The organism is Azospirillum sp. B2RO_4 (genome assembly GCF_051124815.1).
Taxonomy (GTDB): domain Bacteria; phylum Pseudomonadota; class Alphaproteobacteria; order Azospirillales; family Azospirillaceae; genus Azospirillum.
This window is the reverse complement of sequence record NZ_CP118492.1, coordinates 230,853-247,160: the sequence shown is the minus strand read 5'-3', so window position 1 is coordinate 247,160 and position 16,308 is coordinate 230,853. Positions and strand designations below refer to the sequence as shown.

Sequence of the window (16,308 nt, the reverse complement as noted above, 5' to 3'; positions counted from 1 at the left end):
CGGACGAGCATTTCTCAGTGGACGGCAGGCTGATCGGTGAGCGCTCCAAGCGCGGGCAAGACCGGTTCAATGGTCGTCCATGTCATGACCCTGCGTCCGCGGACGCCGAGGGGGCGGACGGAGCCGTGGCTCCCGATCCGTTCAGCCCGGCCAGCAGATGTTCGATGAAGCTGCGCACTTTCGGCGAGACATGGCGGGTCGCCGGATAGACGGCATGGATGGCTTCGTCCGTCACCTCCAGCTCCGTCAGGACCGGAATCAGGCGGCCGGCGCGGATGTCGTCCTCGACGATGAAATCGGCCAGCCGCGCCAGCCCCAGCCCGCCAACCGCGGCATGGCGCAGCAGCCACAGGCTGTCGGTCTGGAAGCCGCCGGCCGGACGCAGGATTTCGCGCCGGTCGCTGACCAGGAACTCCCACTCCGTCCGGCCGGAGCCCGACAGCAGCGTCAGGCAATCGTGGCGGGCGAGGTCGGATGGCGATTGCGGCACGCCCCGGCGCTCCAGATAGTCCGGGCTGGCCACCACATGGCGGCGCAGTGGCCGTAAGCGGCGGGCGATCAGGGTGGAATCGGCCAGCCGCCCGGCGCGGATCGCCAGATCGAACCCGTCGTCGATCAGCCGCTGCACCCGGTCGCTCAGGCTGGCCTCCAGCGATACGCCGGGGTAACGGCGCAGGTATGAAGGCAGCAGCGGCGCCACCCGCATCTGGCCGAACATCACCGGTATGGTGACTCGCAGCGTGCCGCGCGGCTCCTCGCCCATCTCGGTCAGCGACTGCTCGGCCTCGTCCAGCGCCGCCAGGATGGCGCGGGCCCGCAGGCAGAAGGTGGCGCCGGCATCGGTCAGCGCGATCCGCCGCGTCGTGCGCGCCAGCAGCCGGGTGCCGAGCCGATTCTCCATCTGGGCGATCCGCCGGCTGATCGCCGATGCCGACAGTCCGAGGCGTTCCGCCGCCGCCGACAGGCTGCCGCTGTCCACCACCTCAACCAGCACCGTCAGATCGTCCAGCCGGTCCATGCCGTCCCCCATAATCCGATCGGCCCATTTGGACCGGGCGCATTCTTGCGTTCTGCGCAAAGATATTGTGCGTGTCCCCCTATGTTTCGCAAGTCCGGCTTTTGACAGGATCGGATCAACGGACACGCCGACAGGGAATTGCCCGATGCGTCTTCAACGCCAACTCCGCACCATCCGGGCGCAGGCCGGAAAGACCCTGCCGCCGGGGGTGATGGCGATGATGGACCGGGTGATCGCCGACCTGAAGGCGCGCGGGGTCGAGCTGGGGGCGCTGCGCCCCGGACTCCAGGCGCCGGACTTCGCCTTGCCCAACCAGCTCGGCCGGACCGTATCCCTTTACGAGACGCTGGAGCGGGGGCCGGTTGTCCTGCTGTTCTACCGCGGCGAATGGTGTCCCTATTGTTGCGCCCAACTCAGGGCCATGCAGATGGCGTTGCCGCAGTTGACCGCCGGCGGCGCCCGGCTGGTCGCGGTATCGCCCGAACTGCCGGACCACAGCCTGACGCTGGCGGAGCGCAACGCGCTCGATTTCGACATCCTGTCCGACCGTGGTGCGGTGGTAGCGCGCAGCTATGGCCTCGTCTTCCGTGTGCCGGACGAACTGCGCGACCTCTACCGCGACCGCGGGCTCGACCTTAACGCCCGCCAGGGCCGACCGCCCGGGGAGCCCTGGCAGCTGCCGATCCCGGCGACCTACCTGCTGTCGCCAAGCGGCGTCGTCCGCTTCGCCGCCATCGACGCCGACTTCACCCAACGCCCGGAGCCGCAGGCGCTCGTCGACCTGCTGCACGACCGCGTGCCGGTGTCCTGACCGACGCCGGCCATTCCAAGCAACCGGCCATCCCCCGCGGCCGGCCCATCCATGCAGAGAGGAATCCGTCCATGACCGCGACCAAGACCGCCACCAAGACCTTGGCCCTGCTCCCCATCGCCGGCGCGCTGGCGGGCGCCCTGACCCTGATGGCCGGCCCGGCCGCCGCGCAGTCCAACATGGAGAAATGCTATGGCATCGCCAAGCCGGGCGAGAATGGCTGTGCTCACGCCAAGGGCCTGCATTCCTGCGCCGGCAACACCAGCCTGACCTATGACGGCGGCGACTGGAAGCTTGTGAAGGCCGGCACCTGCGAGACGGAAATGGGATCGCTGAAGCCGTTCGACGGCGCCAACCCGAAGAAGAAGGGCTGAGGCGATGGCCGCGGCGGCGTCCTCCACGCTTCCCCGGCTGGTGCCGGTCGCCGCCGGCATCGGCCTGCGCGAGCCGCACCGGGAGGCGTTCGTCGCGGCCGGCTCCCCGATCCCCTGGGTCGAGATTCATCCGGAGAATTACCTGGTTCCGGGCGGGCCTCGCCTCGCCGGCATCCTACGGGTCCGACGCGACCGGCCGGTCAGCTGCCACGGCGTCGGCCTGTCGCTGGGCAGCGCAGGCGGTCTCGATCCCGACCATTTGATGCGGCTGCGCGCGCTCTACGACCGGCTGGAACCGGGGCTGATCTCCGAACACCTGTCCTGGAGCGTCACGGACGCGACCTACCTCAACGATCTGCTGCCGCTGCCCTATACCGAGGACAGCCTGGAGCGGGTCCGCCGCAACATCGACCATGCCCAGGACGTCTTCGGCCGGCGCATCCTGGTCGAGAATCCGGCGGCCTGCATCGCCTTCGCCGACAGCACCATTCCCGAATCCGAATTCCTGGCGGAACTGGCGGCCCGCACCGGCTGCGGCCTGCTGCTGGACGTCAACAACCTCTACGTCTCGTCGGTCAATCTCGGCTTCGACCGGTCGGCGTGGCTCGACGCCATCCCGGCGGACGCGGTCGGCGAACTGCATCTGGCCGGTCACACCCGCATGACCATCGGCGGCGAGGAACTGCTGGTCGACGACCATGGCAGCGCCGTCGGCGCCGCCGTGATGGGTCTCTACGCCGAGGTGCTGGAGCGCATCGGCCCGCGGCCGGTGCTGATCGAATGGGACAACGACCTGCCGCCGCTCGACGGACTGCTGGACGAGGCGGGCAGGGCGCAACGGCTGCTCGATGCGACGATGCAGAAGCTGAAAATGCCGGAGGTCCATTGTGCCGGCTGACGTGAAACTGGCGGGACTACAGCGCGACTTCGCCGCTTTTCTGCTGCGGGGCGATCCGACCGTCGCCGGGGCGCTGCGGCGGGAGCTGCCGGCCGGGCGGCTGGCCGTCTACCGCAACACGGTGATGGGATCGCTGGCCGCCGTCCTTGGCCATGCCCATCCCACCCTGTGCCGAGCCCTGGGAGAGGAGCGCTTCACCGCGCTCGCCTGCCGGTTCGTGGCGGAGGCGCCGCCCCGCCTGCCGATGCTGTGGAGCTATGGCGCCGGCTTCGCCGACTGGCTGGACGGCCTGGATGCGGCCGGCGGCAATCCACCCTGGGCGCCCGATCTCGCCCGGCTCGACTGGGCGATGCACGAGGCGCTGTTCGCCGCCGATGCCGAACCACTCGACCTCGCCCGGCTCGCCGCCATCCCGCCGGAACAGGCGGGATCCCTGCGGCTGGTTCCGCACCCCTCGCTGCGGCTGGTGCGGTCGGGCTGGACCATCCATGCGCTGTGGAAGGACGGTGGCGCCGTCCCGCTGCCGGAGCCGGAAGCGGTGCTGGTCGGCCGCAGCCCTGTCGATGGCGACGACGGCGTCGGAGGCGAGGTGCGCTGCGCCCGCCTGACCGCGGCCAATGGCGCGCTGGCGTGCCGGCTGCTGGCCGGCGCCACCCTGGACGAGGCGGCTGGGGACGAGGCCTCTGCCGGCGCCGACCTGCAATCCCTGCTGGCGCTTCTGCTGCAGAACCGCCTGCTGGCCGGCTTCGCGCTCGACCGGCCGCCATCCGTCACCGGACCCGCCTTCACCCGACCTGAAGGGATCGACCCATGACCTCATCGCCATTGCCGCGGTCATCGTCCGCGAGGTTCGGGCAGCCCCCCGCCCGGTTCGGCCGACTGCCGGAGATCCGCGATCACATCGCCGGATGGCTCGACCGCAATGCCGTACCGCTGCTCGACCTTGCGATCCGGCTGACGATGGCGCCGATCTTCTTCCGCTCCGGCATGCAGAAGATCGGCGACTGGCAGGCGACGCTCTTCCTGTTCCAAGAGGAATACCGGGTGCCCCTGCTGCCTGCGGACGTCGCGGCACTGCTGGCCGCAGCCACCGAACTGACCATGCCGGTCCTGCTTGTGCTGGGGCTGGCGACGCGGCTGGCGGCAGTGCCGCTGCTGGCGATGGCGCTGGTGATCCAGTTCGTGCTGGGTGCGGAAAACCCGGCTTTCAGCAACCCGCAGCATTACTTCTGGATGCTGCTGCTCACCGGCCTGATCCTGCGTGGCGGCGGACGGCTGTCGCTCGACCACTGGCTCCTTCGCTTCAGCCGCCGCCAAGGAGATCGCCCATGACCACCACGCATCCCGCCACTTCCGATTCCCGCGCCCATCGGCGAATCGCCCAGCTTGGATGGCTTCTCTCATCCGGGCTGGTCGCCGTGCTGCTGCTGGTCCTGGCGGTCAGCATCGTCACCGTGCAGGGCATCCGGCAGGTGGACGAGCGATGGAATGCCTATGACCTGGGGGCTGCGGCCAAGGCCGACGCCCTGTCCGACCTCCGCGGGGCGCTTGGGTTCGGCGGGGTGATCCACCGGTTCGGCGACTATCTGCTGACCGGCGACCCGGCCCGCGCAGCAGAGATGCGGCAGAGCCTGAAATCCGCCACCGCCAATCTGGAGGTCTACCGCTACGCCGGTGAGCTGACCACGGCCGAAGGCGCGGCGCTCGACACCGTCGCCGCGGCGCTGGCGCAGATGGAGACCAAGCTGACCGCCGCGGAAGCCGCGGTGGCGGCGCACACTCCGCTCGACCGGCTGGCCCGGACCGCCGCGCTCGACACCGCGCCGGCGGTGGCCGCCATGCGGACGCTGAACGGCGAGCTGACGCGGGCGCGTGCCGCTCTCGGCGAAGCCAACCGTCAGGGCATCGCCGCCTTGAACGGCACGGTGATGACCGGCGGCGGCGTGGCGTTGGTGCTGCTGGTCGCCATCGCCGGGCTGTTCCTGTGGTTTACCCATCGCCGCATCGTCCATCCTCTGGCCCGGCTGGCCGCCTACATGGAACGGCTGGCCGGCGGCGATCTGGAGAGTGCAGTGCCGTCGGTCGGTCACCGCGACGAGATCGGCGCCATGGCCGGCACCGTCGGGGTGTTCCGCGACGGGCTGGTCCGGCTGCGCGCGGCGGGCGACCGTGAACGCGCCGAAGCCGAACAGGCGCGCAAACGTCAGGAGGAGCTGGAACGTAACCTCCGTTCCTTCGAGGCGGAAATCGGCGCGCTGGCCGCCGCCCTTGCCGGCCGGGCCGGCACGCTGCACCACACCGGACAGGAACTGGCGCAATCCTCCAGCCGGACCATCGGCGGCACCCAGGAGGTCTCTGCCGCCGCCGCCCGCACCGCCGGGACCGTCCAGGCCGTCGCCGCCGCCACCGAGGAACTGTCGGCCTCCATCGCCGAGATCGGCCAGCGGGTGCGCGGGTCGGTCGCCATGACCACGGCGGCGGTCGAGCAGGCCGACCGCTCCTCCGCCACCGTCGCCAGCCTGGCGGAAGCGGTGCAGCGGATCGGCGAGGTGGTTGGGCTGATCAACGCCATCGCCAGCCAGACCAACCTGCTTGCGCTGAACGCCACCATCGAGGCGGCCCGCGCCGGAGAGGCCGGCAAGGGTTTCGCCGTGGTGGCGCAGGAGGTCAAGAACCTCGCCAACCAGACCGCGCGGGCGACCGAGGACATCACCCAGCAGATCGCGACCATCCGCAGCGCCACCGATGGCGCCGTCGGCGCAATCCAGGGAATCGGCGGCAGCCTGGAGCAGGTCTGCCGCATGGCGCAGGAGATCGCCGACGCCGTCACCCAGCAGGACGAGGCGACGCGCGAGATCGCCCGCAACATCCAGGAGACGGCCGGCACGGCCGGCGCGGTCAGCGCCGCGATTTCCGAGGTTGCACAGGCCGCCGAACAGGCCGGCGCGGTTGCGGAAAGCATGTTCTCCGCCGCACAATCGCTCGGCAGCGAGACCAAGCGGCTGGAAGGGGCTGCGCAAAGCTTCTCGAAAGCGTTGCGCGCGTGATTTCCGGCGGGTCGGGGGAAGAGGGAAGGGCGGCGTGAGCGACATCGTCAGCGAGGACACCGGGGCCACCGCCGGCACGTTATCCCAAGCCACTGCCGGTTCAGTCACAGGCTCGGGCCGACGGACCCTGACCATCGCGCGTTCGGCGCTGCTTCTGGCGGCGGCGCTGGTCGTCTGTCTGGCGGTGATGCTGGCGGTCGGGCTGCAGTTGATGCAGGGCATGGGCGCGGTGGCCGAAGGCTGGCGCGACTATGACCTGCAGGCCGCGACCAAATCCGACGCGCTGTCGGAACTGCGCGGGCATCTCGGCCTCGGCGGCGTCATCGATCGTTACCGCGAGGGGGCGGGCAGCGGCGCCTCCGACCATGCGGCACTGGACCGAGCGCTTGGCCTGTCGCGCGCCAATCTGGAGATCTACCGCGACATCGTCACCCCCAGCGAGAGCGAGGCACGGGCCATCGCCGCAATCGCCGCCTTCCTCGACGCCATCCAGGTGCAGATGGAGGATCCGGCGGCGGCCATCCCGGCGGACGCCTTCGACGCCTGCCGCCGCGACGCGGTGAAGGGGCTGGCGGCGCTGAACAGCCATCTGAGCGCGCAGCGTGCCCGTCTGACCGCCGCCACGCTGGACGACATCGAAGCCCTGCAGCGGCTGATGGCGGTCGGCGGCGGCATCATCGCCGTGCTGGTCCTGGGGCTGGCCGGCGCCGCGGTGTGGTTCACCCGCAGCCGCATCGTCGGCCCGCTCGGCCGTCTGGTGGAGGATGCCCGCCGGCTGGCCCGCCGCGACCTCGACCGCCCGTTCCAGGGTCGGGGCAAGGCGGGCAGGGCGGATGGCGGCTTCAGCCACGACGAGCTGGGCCTGCTCGGCCGCAGCCTGGAGGACAGCCGGGTCGCCCTGCGCGGCCTGTTCGCCGCCATAGAGGAGAAGAGCCGCCGGCTGGGTGAGAGCGAGCGCCGCTATGCCATGGCTGCCGCCGCCACCAACGACGGCCTGTGGGATTGGGATCTGGACAGCGGCGACCTGTTCCTGTCGCCCCGCCTGCGCCAGATGCTTCATCTCCCGGCCGCCGGCGGCGAACCCGGCCTTGCCGCTTTGCTGGCTCACGTCCATCCCGAAGACCGGCACGCCGTGCTCTCGGCGATCCGCCAGGGCGAACAGGGGGCGGACGGCGCCAGCTTCGACGTGGAGTTCCGCGTCCTGCCGCCAAGTGCCGGGGAAGAGGGCGGGGTGCTGCAGCACGGCACCGGCTGGCTCCACCTGCACGGCATCGTCGCCGCGGGTCCGGACGGCCGGGTGGCGCGGCTGGCCGGCTCCGCAGCCGACATCAGCGACCGCAAATCCTACGAGGCGCGGCTGGTCCATCAAGCCACCCACGATTTCCTGACCGGCCTGCCCAACCGCGCGTATCTGGTCCGCTGGCTGCGCGACCGGCAGGCGGCGAAGGACGGCGAGCGGAGCGATCTGGCGCTGCTGTTCCTCGATCTCGACGGCTTCAAGCTGGTCAACGACAGTCTCGGCCATGCCGTCGGCGACCGCGTGCTGGTGGCGACGGCGGAGCGGATCGCCGCCCTGCTGGAGCCGGGGGAGTTCGTCGCCCGGTTGGGCGGCGACGAATTCGTCGTGACGGTCCCCGCCGGCCGCGAGGCGGCGATTGCCCGTGCACAAGCGCTGGAGACCGCCTTCCAAAGCCCGCTCCCGGCCGGCGGCATGGAACTGCGGGTCGGGCTCAGCATCGGTCTGGCGGTCGATGACGGCACCAGCGACGATCCGGACAGCCTGCTGCGTGACGCCGACATCGCGCTCTACCGTGCCAAGGAACACGGCAAGGGGCGCACCGTGCTGTTCGACGCCTCCCTGCGCGAGGCGATCCTGATCCGCAGCCGCCTGGAACGCGATCTGACCCCGGCGCTGGAGGCCGGCGACATCTTCCTGGTCTACCAGCCCATCCTGTCGCTGCCCGACGCTCGGCTTGCCGGCTTCGAAGCCCTGGTGCGCTGGCGTCACCCCGACCTCGGCTTCGTCAGTCCGGCGCAATTCATCCCCATCGCCGAGGAAACGGGCCAGATCCTGCCGCTCGGCCGCCATGTGCTGGAACGGGCGGTGGATCAGCTCGCCCGCTGGCGCCGGACGGCGGGAGGGGCCGGCCTGACCGTCAACGTCAATTTGTCGGCGCGCCAGATGCTGGACGAACGCTATGTCGACGACATGCTCGCCTTCCTGGCCGATGGCCGCACCGACGGGCTGAAGATCGAGGTGACGGAGAGCATGATCGTCACCGACCACGATCAGGCCCGCGCCATTCTGGAGCGCTTCCATGCGCTTGGGGTGGCGCTGTGCATGGACGATTTCGGCACCGGCTACTCCTCGCTGTCGCAGCTCAGCCGTTTGCCCTTCGACGTGCTGAAGATCGACAAGAGCTTCATCAGCGCGCTCGGCACCGATCCCAGGCAGGAATCGCTGCTGCGCGGCATCGTTGAACTGGCCCACCGCATCGGGCTGGAGGTCGTCGCCGAAGGGATTGAGACCGAGGCGGAGCGGGAGGTCGTCACCCGGGTCGGCTGCGACTATGCTCAGGGCTACCTGTTCGCCCGGCCGCTGTCCGTCGCCGATGCCGAGGCGCTGCTGTCGGCTGCCGGCTCTACTGCGCTTCCGGCGCCATAAGAACGACGGACGGAAAATAAGACCGGTAGCGTTTGGCATCTCGGGTCAGCAGCGGCAGCCCGAGCACGGCGGCATGGGCGCCGATGAAGAAATCCGGCAGCACACCCGAACGGGCGCCGCCCGCGTTGCGATAGCGGCGAAACGCCTTCCCCGCCAGGAACAAGGCTTCGCGCGGGATCTCGTCCATGGCGATCCCGGCCTCGCCAAGCAGTTCGTCGAGGTCCTCGATCCGGTCGAAGCCCACCGACAGTTCGGCATAGACCACGTCGTTGATGATCAACGGTCCCCTGACGGCGGCACTGTCCAACTGCCGGATGGACCAGTCCGCCCACACCGGATCGTTCGTCACCAGATCGAGCAGGACATTGGTGTCGACCAGGGTCATCGGCGGTCAGTCCTCGCCCCGCGTCAACGCCATGATCTGGTCGGTGCTCAGGCCCGCGGTGGCACGGCCACGCAGACGCTCGAACCGGCTCCTTGCCGGAAGCGTCCGATCCGCCGGTCTCAGAATGACGCGCCCGTCCTCCGCAACCTCGAATTCCACGGCACTGCCGGGCCCGATGCCGAGGCGGTCGCGGATGGGCTTGGGAATGGTGACTTGCCCCTTGGTGGTGAGCGTCGTGGCCATGGCCGCCTCGGTAATACCATCGTCTTTCCGGGTATTACTTAGCGCGGTCCAGAGGGTTCCGCAAGAGAAGCGGGCTGGGCTTCCAATACATCCCGGAAGTCGCCGAAGGGGCCGAGACGCCGTTGCCTGCCACCGCCTCGGATTGGCGGTGGCTTAAAAATCCGGCGTTCCGATGTCGTAGGCATGGTCGGCCACCCAGTCGCGGAACGAATCCTCGGTCATCGTACCGGCGGCAAGCGCAAGAATGATGTCGGCAGCCTCACGTTCCGAGGCATCCAGTTCAAACCCATTGAGACCGAGTACAAGGCCTAGAGCGATGAAAGCCGCACGCTTGTTGCCGTCCACGAAGGGATGATTGCGGCAGACGCTGGCGCAGACCGCGGCGGCGAGGTCGAAGATGGTCAGCCGCCCGTCACCATAGGCCATGAGTTGGAACGGCCGTGCCAACGATGCCTCCAGCGCTCCCAGGTCGCGGATTCCGGGTGCTCCGCCATGCTCAACCAGAAGTTCGCCATGGAGGTCGAGCACCGCCTGGAGCGGCGGATTGACGTAAGGACGGCCCTGGATGGTGGGTTCGTCCATAGGAGATTACTTGGACAGAATATCCATGGTGCGGCGGTAGCGCGCGGCAAAGCGTCGGCCGACATCCATGGCATGGTTGTACGTATCGTCAGCCTTGGCAATTTCGATCCGCCCGTCACGCACTTCGACGGCCACCTCATCGCCACGGTCAAGGCCAGCCGCCGTCAGCACCTCACGCGGCAACGTGAGACCCGTGGAGTTTCCGATCCTGGTTAGCTTTGTGGTGTGCATGAATGCCTCCTCACAATCGATGCATCATGTAATGACGGCCGTCATTACGTCAAGACCAATGGCTTGCCGTCACACAGGATTTGGCCTCCGCCCAACGGGCTTCCTCCGCCGTCAGTCCAGGCACGGAGCCAAATCCGAAAGAGCCAGATTCTCCACTTCGCGGACCAACCCGTCGACCAATGCCGCCGCATCGCGTGGTCGGAACAGGGCGCCGGCATATTCCAGCCGCAGGACCAGCGTGTCGCGTGGGACCACCACCAGGGTCAGCGGATAGCTCATCCGACCGCGGTTGCCGACATCGCGAAAGGACAGGGTAGCGCGTTCGCTCTGCCGCAGGGCGTCGTCGACCGGATAATTCTCGAAAATCATGATGCTGTCGAAGGGGGCGGAGGCCGGGTCGATCCAGCATTGAAGGGCAGGCGGCGGCGCATGCTCGTGCTGTCGCGCGGCGATGTTGGCGGCCAGCAGCCCGCGAAGCCAGTCGCCCTCCCGGTCATCTTCGTAGGTGCCGGCTTCGATTACCCCATGGACCAGCGGCAGGACGCCCACCAGCAGGCCGGTCACCTGATCGATTCCCGGCATCTCGACAGACCGGCCGGACATGACGGCGCCTAAGCCAACCGTCTTCTGTCCGCACAGCCGGGCGAGAAGCCGCAGCCAGCCGGCCTGGATCAGCGTGTTCAGCGTCACCTTCCGGGCGCTGGCGAAGCGCTGGAGTTGCTGCACCGCCGCCTCGTCGATGATGCGCTCCTCTGCCCCGTCCGGCCCGGGTTTCTCCGGAGGCGGCAGGATGGCGGTCAGGCGGGTGGGCGCCGGCAGGGCGGCGAGACACGCCTGCCAGTGGGCATGCGCGGCGGCGCGATCCTGTGCCCGGCTGCGTTCCCTGGTCCAGGCGACCAGATCGCGGACCTGCACTGCCGGTGGGGGCACCGTTTCACCATCGTAAAGCCGCAGAATCTCGCCCAGCAGGCGCGACATGCTCCAGCCGTCGAGCAGCGCATGGTGCCAGGTCCACAGGAAACGGTGGGTGGAAGGGCCGGTGCGGGCCAGCACGACCCGCATCAGGGGCGCCTCGGCGAAATCGAAGCCGCGGCGGTACTCGTCATCACACAGGTGCTGCCACGATGCACCTGGATCGGGTTCGCCCTGCCAATCCAGAACGATGAACGGTAGCTCCGCGGTCTTGCGCACGACCATGACCGGCTCGTCGACTCCGTCGCACACCAGGGCGCCGCGCAGCACGTCGTGACGGGCGATCACCGTGCGCCACACCGCCGCCAGCCGATCGGCGTCCAACCCGTCGATGACCGCCCAGACCTGGACGGTGTAGGCCTGGGACCGCGGGTTGGCGAGGCCGTGATGCAGCATCGCCGCCTGCATGGGGGTCAGCGGCAGGATGTCGGCGATGGCGGGGGCAGGCACCGGCTGGGCATCGATCTGCGCTTGGCTCAGGGAGACGAGCGGGAAATCGGACGGGGTCGCCTGACCCGCCTCGACACCGGCGCAGTGGGCGGCCAACTCCGCCAATGTGGACCGGACATCCTTCATCAGGCCGGCGATCATCCCGTCGGGGAAGAGGGCGAGGCTGGTACGGGCATGCAGGACCAGTTCACCGGCCATCACCTGTCCGTCGATGGAGATCAGGGCGCCCAGCGGCGCATCGGGATCGGTGCCGGCGCCGCACTTCTCCGGGGCCGGGTACCAGGGCGCGTCATCCGCGGCATCGAACCGGCCCAGATAGTTGAAGGAGATGGCCGTCGGCGTCCCAGACAGGGCGGCGCGGGCCGCCGGCGGTCCCAGATGGCGCAGCAGGTTGAAGCCGATGCCGCCATCGGGCACCGCGCGCAGAGCCTCCTTGACGTGGCGGATGGCGCCGTCGCAGGAAGCGGGCGGCGCAAGACGGACGGGATAGACGCTGGTGAACCAGCCGACCGTCCGGCCGATGTCGATGTCCGGAAACAGGGCATCGCGCCCGTGCCCTTCGACATGGACGGTCAGGGCGTCGCGCGCGAAGCGGCGGGTGGCCGCAAGGGCGACGGCGGTGAGAAGAAGGGTGTCGATGCGGGTGCGGTAGGCGGCCGGCGCCTCGGTCAGCAGTCGGTGGGTCTCCGCGCGGTCGAGCCGCAGGCTGTGGGTGACGGCATGGCGCCGCGTGTTGAGCGAAAGCGGGCCGGCGGTCGGCAAGGGCGGCGTGTCCAGCGCGGCACGCCAGTGGTCCAACTGCCCTAGGAAGTCCGGAACCGTTTCGGCCAGCCGCCGCGTCCACAGGGCGAAGGGCGTGCCGGCGGCCGGGAGCCTGTCTAGCATGCAGGGGCCCTGCAGGGCCGCCGCCAGTTCCTCCAGCAGGATGCGCCAGGAAACGCCGTCGACCACCAGATGATGGGCGACCAGGAACAGCCGCTGTCCGCCGTCGGCCTTGCGGATCAGCAGCGCCCGCATCAGCGGCCCCCGCGCGAGATCGAGGGCGCCTTGCAACTCGTCGCACAGCCGCGTGACGTCGGCATCGTCGGCGGCCGTCGCCTCTTCCAGCGGGATGGTGGCCGGCCCGTCGGCATGGGTCTGCGTCCAGCCGCCACCCGCCTCTTGGGTGAAGCGCAGGCGCAATGCGGGATGCCGGCCGGCGACCATGGCGAGTGCCGCCGCCAGTCGGCTGGGGTCCACCGGTGTCGTCGCGGCGAGCAGGACCGACTGGTTCCAGCGGTTGCGGTTGGGGATCGGCTGGTCGAAGAACCAGGACTGGATCGGCGCCAGTGGCGAGGGGCCGGCGGGAGGCTCGGCGACGGCCACGGGCGGCACCGCGTCCTCCGCCACCAGGGCCAGGGCCGCGATGGTCTGGCGTTCCAGCAACTGCTTGGGCGTGATGCGCAGGCCGGCGGCGCGGGCGCGGGCGACGATCTGCAGGGCGATGATGGAATCGCCGCCGATCTCGAAGAAATTGTCGGTGACGCCGATCCGTTCGGCGTTCAGCGCCTCCCGCCACAGTTGGACCAGCAGTTCCTCGACCGGGGTCGAGGGGGCGGCCTGCGCGTCCGATTCCCAGCGCGGCGCCGGCAGGGCGGCGCGGTCGAGCTTGCCGGTCGGCGTGACCGGGATCGCATCCAGCACCATCAGCCGCGCCGGCACCATATGGGCGGGCAGGCGCCCGGCCAGTGACGCGGCCACCGTGGCCGTGTCGGGACGATGGCCGGCAGCCGGCACCAGATAGCCGACGAGCCGGGTGATGCCGCCGGTTTCCTGGGCGATCACCACCGCCTCGCGCACGCCGGGCTCGGCGGCGAGATGGGCCTCGATCTCGCCCAACTCGATGCGGAAGCCGCGCAGCTTGACCTGATGGTCTCGCCGGCCGAGGAACTCGACGGTTCCATCCTCGCGCCAGCGGGCGAGGTCGCCGGTGCGGTACAGGCGGGCGCCGGGACTGCCGAACGGATTGGGGATGAACCGCTCGGCCGTCGCCGCCGGCCGGCCGAGATAGCCGCGGGCAAGCCCGCCGCCGCCGATCCACAGCTCGCCGGTGACGCCGATCGGCAGCGGGTTCAGGTCGTCGTCGAGGATGTGGGCGTTGCGGTCGCCGACCGGCCGGCCGATCGGCACGTAGGGGGAATCGGGCAGGCTGCTGCCGTCGCCCTTCCACACCAGCGGCGTCACCACCGTCTCGGTCGGGCCATAGCCGTTGATGGCGTGGCGGGGACGCAGGCTGCGGAACAGCCGCTCCAGCCCGGCGCGCGGCATCGCCTCCCCGCCGAAGGAATAGAGCTGGACCGGCGGCGGCTCACCGCCCTGCTGTTCTGCCCAGGATGCCAGCTGCTGCAGGTATTTGGGCGGGAAGCCGGCATGGGTCAGGCGATGGCGGCGGATGGCGTCGTAGGTCTGTTCGGCGGTCCACAGGCTGTCGTCGCGCAGCAGAATGGCGCCGCCGGCCGTCAGGGCGGTCATCCAGCGCTCGTGCGCGCCGTCAAAGGTGAAGGACAGGAAATGCAGCTCCCGGCTGTCCGGTCCCATGTCGTAGACGGCGGCGGTGGCGACGCAATGCATGGCGAGCGGGCCGTGCTCCACCGCCACGCCTTTCGGCGTCCCGGTGGAGCCGGAGGTGTGGATGACATAGGCGAGGCTGCGCGGGTGGATCGCCACGCCGGGAGCATGATCGGGCTCCCCGGCGGCATCCTGTGGGGAGACGGTCGTCACGCCGTCCAGCGGGGTGGCTGCGATCAGCAGCGACAGGCCGGCGGCGTCGCGGATGGCATGCTGCCGCTCGGCCGGGTGGGTGGGGTCGAGCGGCACGAAGGCGGCACCGGACTTCAGCACCGCCAGAAAGGCGACGATCAGCTCGGGCGAACGGGGCAGGCAGACGCCGATACGCCGCTCCGGCCCGGCGCCCAGTGCGATCAGCCGGTGGGCGAGACGGTTGGCGCGGCGGTCCAGTTCGCCGCGGCCGAGCACGTCGTCGCCGAACAGGATGGCGGGGGCGTCCGGCCGTTCCGCGGCGAGACGGGCGAGCAGGACCGGCACCGGATCGGGCGTCGCTCCGGACCAGTCCGGGTCGCGGGACCAGTCGGCAATCGCGCCGGTCTCTTCCTCGCTGCGCGGGTCGAAGGCGCGCAGCGATCGATCGGGATCGGCGGCGACCTGGGTCAACAGGCGCTGCCAGCGTTTCATGATACGCGCCGCCGGATCGGTCGCGCCACGATGGGCGAGGCGGACGAGGACAGAGCCGTCGGGGCGCTCGCTGCCGGCGAGAGCGAGGTCGAACTTGGCGGTGCGAACCGGCAGCTCCAGCGGTTCCACCTCCAGCCCATCGAGCCGGTTGAAGGCCGTGGGCTCCGGGCTATGGTCGAACATGACCTGAACCGCCGGGCCTGCGCCCTGCTCCGGCCGGCCAGCTTCGAGAATGGCATCGAGGGGAAGATCCTGGTTGTCCTGGGCGTCGGCCACCAGTCGGGCGACGACGCGCAGCCACTGCCGGAAGGGCAGGGACGGCATGATGCGCAGGCGCAGCGGCAGGGTGTTGACGAAGCAGCCGATCGGCCGCTCCGCCTCCGGCTGCCGACGGCCGGCAACGGGGATGCCGACGATCAGGTCGTCCTGTCCGCTCAACCGACCCAGCAGCAGGGCATAGGCGGCCAGCAGCAGCACGAAGGGTGTGCAGCCTTCGCCGCCGGCCAGCCCCTTCAGCCGGTCGCAAAGCTCAGGGGACAGGACGGCGGTCTGCTCGCCGCATTCACCGCCCCCTTCGGCGCGGCCGTCACCCTCGCTGCCGGGCAGGCTCAGGCGGGCCGGTGCGCCGGACAGCGTGTTGCGCCAGAAGGCGGATTGCCGCTCCGCCTCGCCGGCGTCGAGCCATGCCGCCTGCCAGACGGCGATGTCGGCATACTGGGCCGGCAGGCGAGGAAGGTCTGGGGGACGGCCTTGGCGGGCCGCCCGGTAGGCCGCCGCGACATCGGCCATCAGCAGCCCGATGCTGGCGCCGTCGGCGGCGATATGGTGCAGCGTGACCACCAGCCAATGGTCGTCAGGCGCGATGCGCAGCAGGTCGGCGCGCCAGGGCTCCGCCCGCTCCAGGTCGAAGGGGGCGGCGGCAAGCTGTTCGGCGAGGCTTTGCGCATCGCTTGGTCGGTCGGACAGGTCGTGCCGGCCGAGACGGAACGGCCGGGTCGGCAGCGTGACCGTCCACAGCCGGTTGTCGCCGTCTTCCCGGTAGACGGTGCGCAGGATGTCGTGCCGCTCGGCGACGGCGTTCAGCGCGGCCTCCAGTGCCGCCGCATCGAGCGTGCCGCGTAACCGGAACACCCCCGGCATGTGATAGGTGGCCGATGCGGGATCGAGCCGGTGCAGGGTCCACAGGCGGCGTTGCGCGGGGGAGGCCGGCGCCGGTGCCGACGGATCGGCGCGGCCGGGCACCGGCAGCCGGGAAAAGGCGATGCCGCGTGCCCGGAGCGCGTCGAGGAAGGCGCGCCGCCGTTCCGTCGGCAGGCGGGCGAAGCCAAGCGCGATGTCGTGCAGGGTGGGGGCGAGCGTGTCGGCCATGAACCGGAACCGTCCGTGTCGTGAAAGGGGGGG

The 16,308-nt window shown here is 70.1% G+C and carries 13 protein-coding genes; 7 read left to right on the top strand and 6 right to left on the bottom strand.

The genetic code is table 11. The annotated features are described in order from the left end of the window. Positions 1-82: 82 nt before the first annotated feature. Positions 83-1,018: a LysR family transcriptional regulator gene (locus tag PWS46_RS30685; protein WP_434625831.1), complete on the bottom strand. Its 936-nt coding sequence runs from the start codon at positions 1,016-1,018 to the stop codon at positions 83-85. A 145-nt stretch (positions 1,019-1,163) separates the two neighbouring features. Here PWS46_RS30685 and PWS46_RS30680 point away from each other — a divergent pair, with 145 nt between their 5' ends. The 7 genes from PWS46_RS30680 (at position 1,164) to PWS46_RS30650 (ending at position 8,813) form a co-directional block, all read left to right on the top strand. Next, positions 1,164-1,829: a peroxiredoxin-like family protein gene (locus tag PWS46_RS30680; RefSeq protein ID WP_434625829.1), complete on the top strand. Its 666-nt coding sequence runs from the start codon at positions 1,164-1,166 to the stop codon at positions 1,827-1,829. A gap of 71 nt (positions 1,830-1,900) precedes the next feature. Continuing rightward, the gene (locus PWS46_RS30675) at positions 1,901-2,203 is read left to right on the top strand and encodes a BufA1 family periplasmic bufferin-type metallophore (RefSeq protein ID WP_434625827.1); all 303 of its coding nucleotides are present in this window, start codon (positions 1,901-1,903) and stop codon (positions 2,201-2,203) included. Between the two features lie 4 nt (positions 2,204-2,207). Then, positions 2,208-3,101 carry an MNIO family bufferin maturase gene (gene bufB / locus PWS46_RS30670; protein WP_434625825.1) on the top strand — a complete coding sequence of 298 codons (894 nt, stop codon included), beginning with the start codon at positions 2,208-2,210 and terminating at the stop codon, positions 3,099-3,101. Then, positions 3,091-3,915: an HvfC/BufC family peptide modification chaperone gene (locus PWS46_RS30665; protein ID WP_434625823.1), complete on the top strand. Its 825-nt coding sequence runs from the start codon at positions 3,091-3,093 to the stop codon at positions 3,913-3,915. Before bufB ends, PWS46_RS30665 begins: the two co-directional genes overlap by 11 nt. Further along, positions 3,912-4,433, top strand: coding sequence for a DoxX family protein (locus PWS46_RS30660; protein WP_434625821.1), 522 nt, complete (start codon positions 3,912-3,914; stop codon positions 4,431-4,433). Before PWS46_RS30665 ends, PWS46_RS30660 begins: the two co-directional genes overlap by 4 nt. Further along, positions 4,430-6,148 (top strand): methyl-accepting chemotaxis protein, encoded by a 1,719-nt coding sequence (locus PWS46_RS30655; RefSeq protein ID WP_434625819.1) that lies wholly within the window; start codon positions 4,430-4,432, stop codon positions 6,146-6,148. Before PWS46_RS30660 ends, PWS46_RS30655 begins: the two co-directional genes overlap by 4 nt. Positions 6,149-6,182: 34 nt before the next feature. Further along, a complete protein-coding gene (locus tag PWS46_RS30650) occupies positions 6,183-8,813 on the top strand; it encodes a putative bifunctional diguanylate cyclase/phosphodiesterase (RefSeq protein WP_434625817.1) in 2,631 nt (876 codons plus the stop codon). Here PWS46_RS30650 and PWS46_RS30645 read toward each other — a convergent pair. The 5 genes from PWS46_RS30645 to PWS46_RS30625 all read right to left on the bottom strand — a co-directional run bounded on the left by PWS46_RS30645 (position 8,791) and on the right by PWS46_RS30625 (position 16,275). Beyond that, the gene (locus PWS46_RS30645) at positions 8,791-9,198 is read right to left on the bottom strand and encodes a type II toxin-antitoxin system VapC family toxin (protein ID WP_434625815.1); all 408 of its coding nucleotides are present in this window, start codon (positions 9,196-9,198) and stop codon (positions 8,791-8,793) included. The two genes, PWS46_RS30650 and PWS46_RS30645, sit on opposite strands and share 23 nt — an antisense overlap. 6 nt (positions 9,199-9,204) lie before the next feature. Then, on the bottom strand, positions 9,205-9,441 hold the full coding sequence (locus PWS46_RS30640; RefSeq protein WP_434625813.1) for an AbrB/MazE/SpoVT family DNA-binding domain-containing protein: 237 nt from the start codon (positions 9,439-9,441) through the stop codon (positions 9,205-9,207). Between the two features lie 153 nt (positions 9,442-9,594). After that, the gene (locus PWS46_RS30635; protein WP_085091419.1) at positions 9,595-10,023 is read right to left on the bottom strand and encodes a type II toxin-antitoxin system death-on-curing family toxin; all 429 of its coding nucleotides are present in this window, start codon (positions 10,021-10,023) and stop codon (positions 9,595-9,597) included. 6 nt (positions 10,024-10,029) lie between these two features. Beyond that, positions 10,030-10,254 (bottom strand): AbrB/MazE/SpoVT family DNA-binding domain-containing protein, encoded by a 225-nt coding sequence (locus PWS46_RS30630; RefSeq protein WP_434625811.1) that lies wholly within the window; start codon positions 10,252-10,254, stop codon positions 10,030-10,032. A 111-nt stretch (positions 10,255-10,365) separates the two neighbouring features. Next, complete coding sequence (locus PWS46_RS30625) at positions 10,366-16,275, bottom strand: amino acid adenylation domain-containing protein (protein ID WP_434625809.1); 5,910 nt, start codon at positions 16,273-16,275, stop codon at positions 10,366-10,368. Between the last annotated feature and the right edge of the window lie 33 nt (positions 16,276-16,308).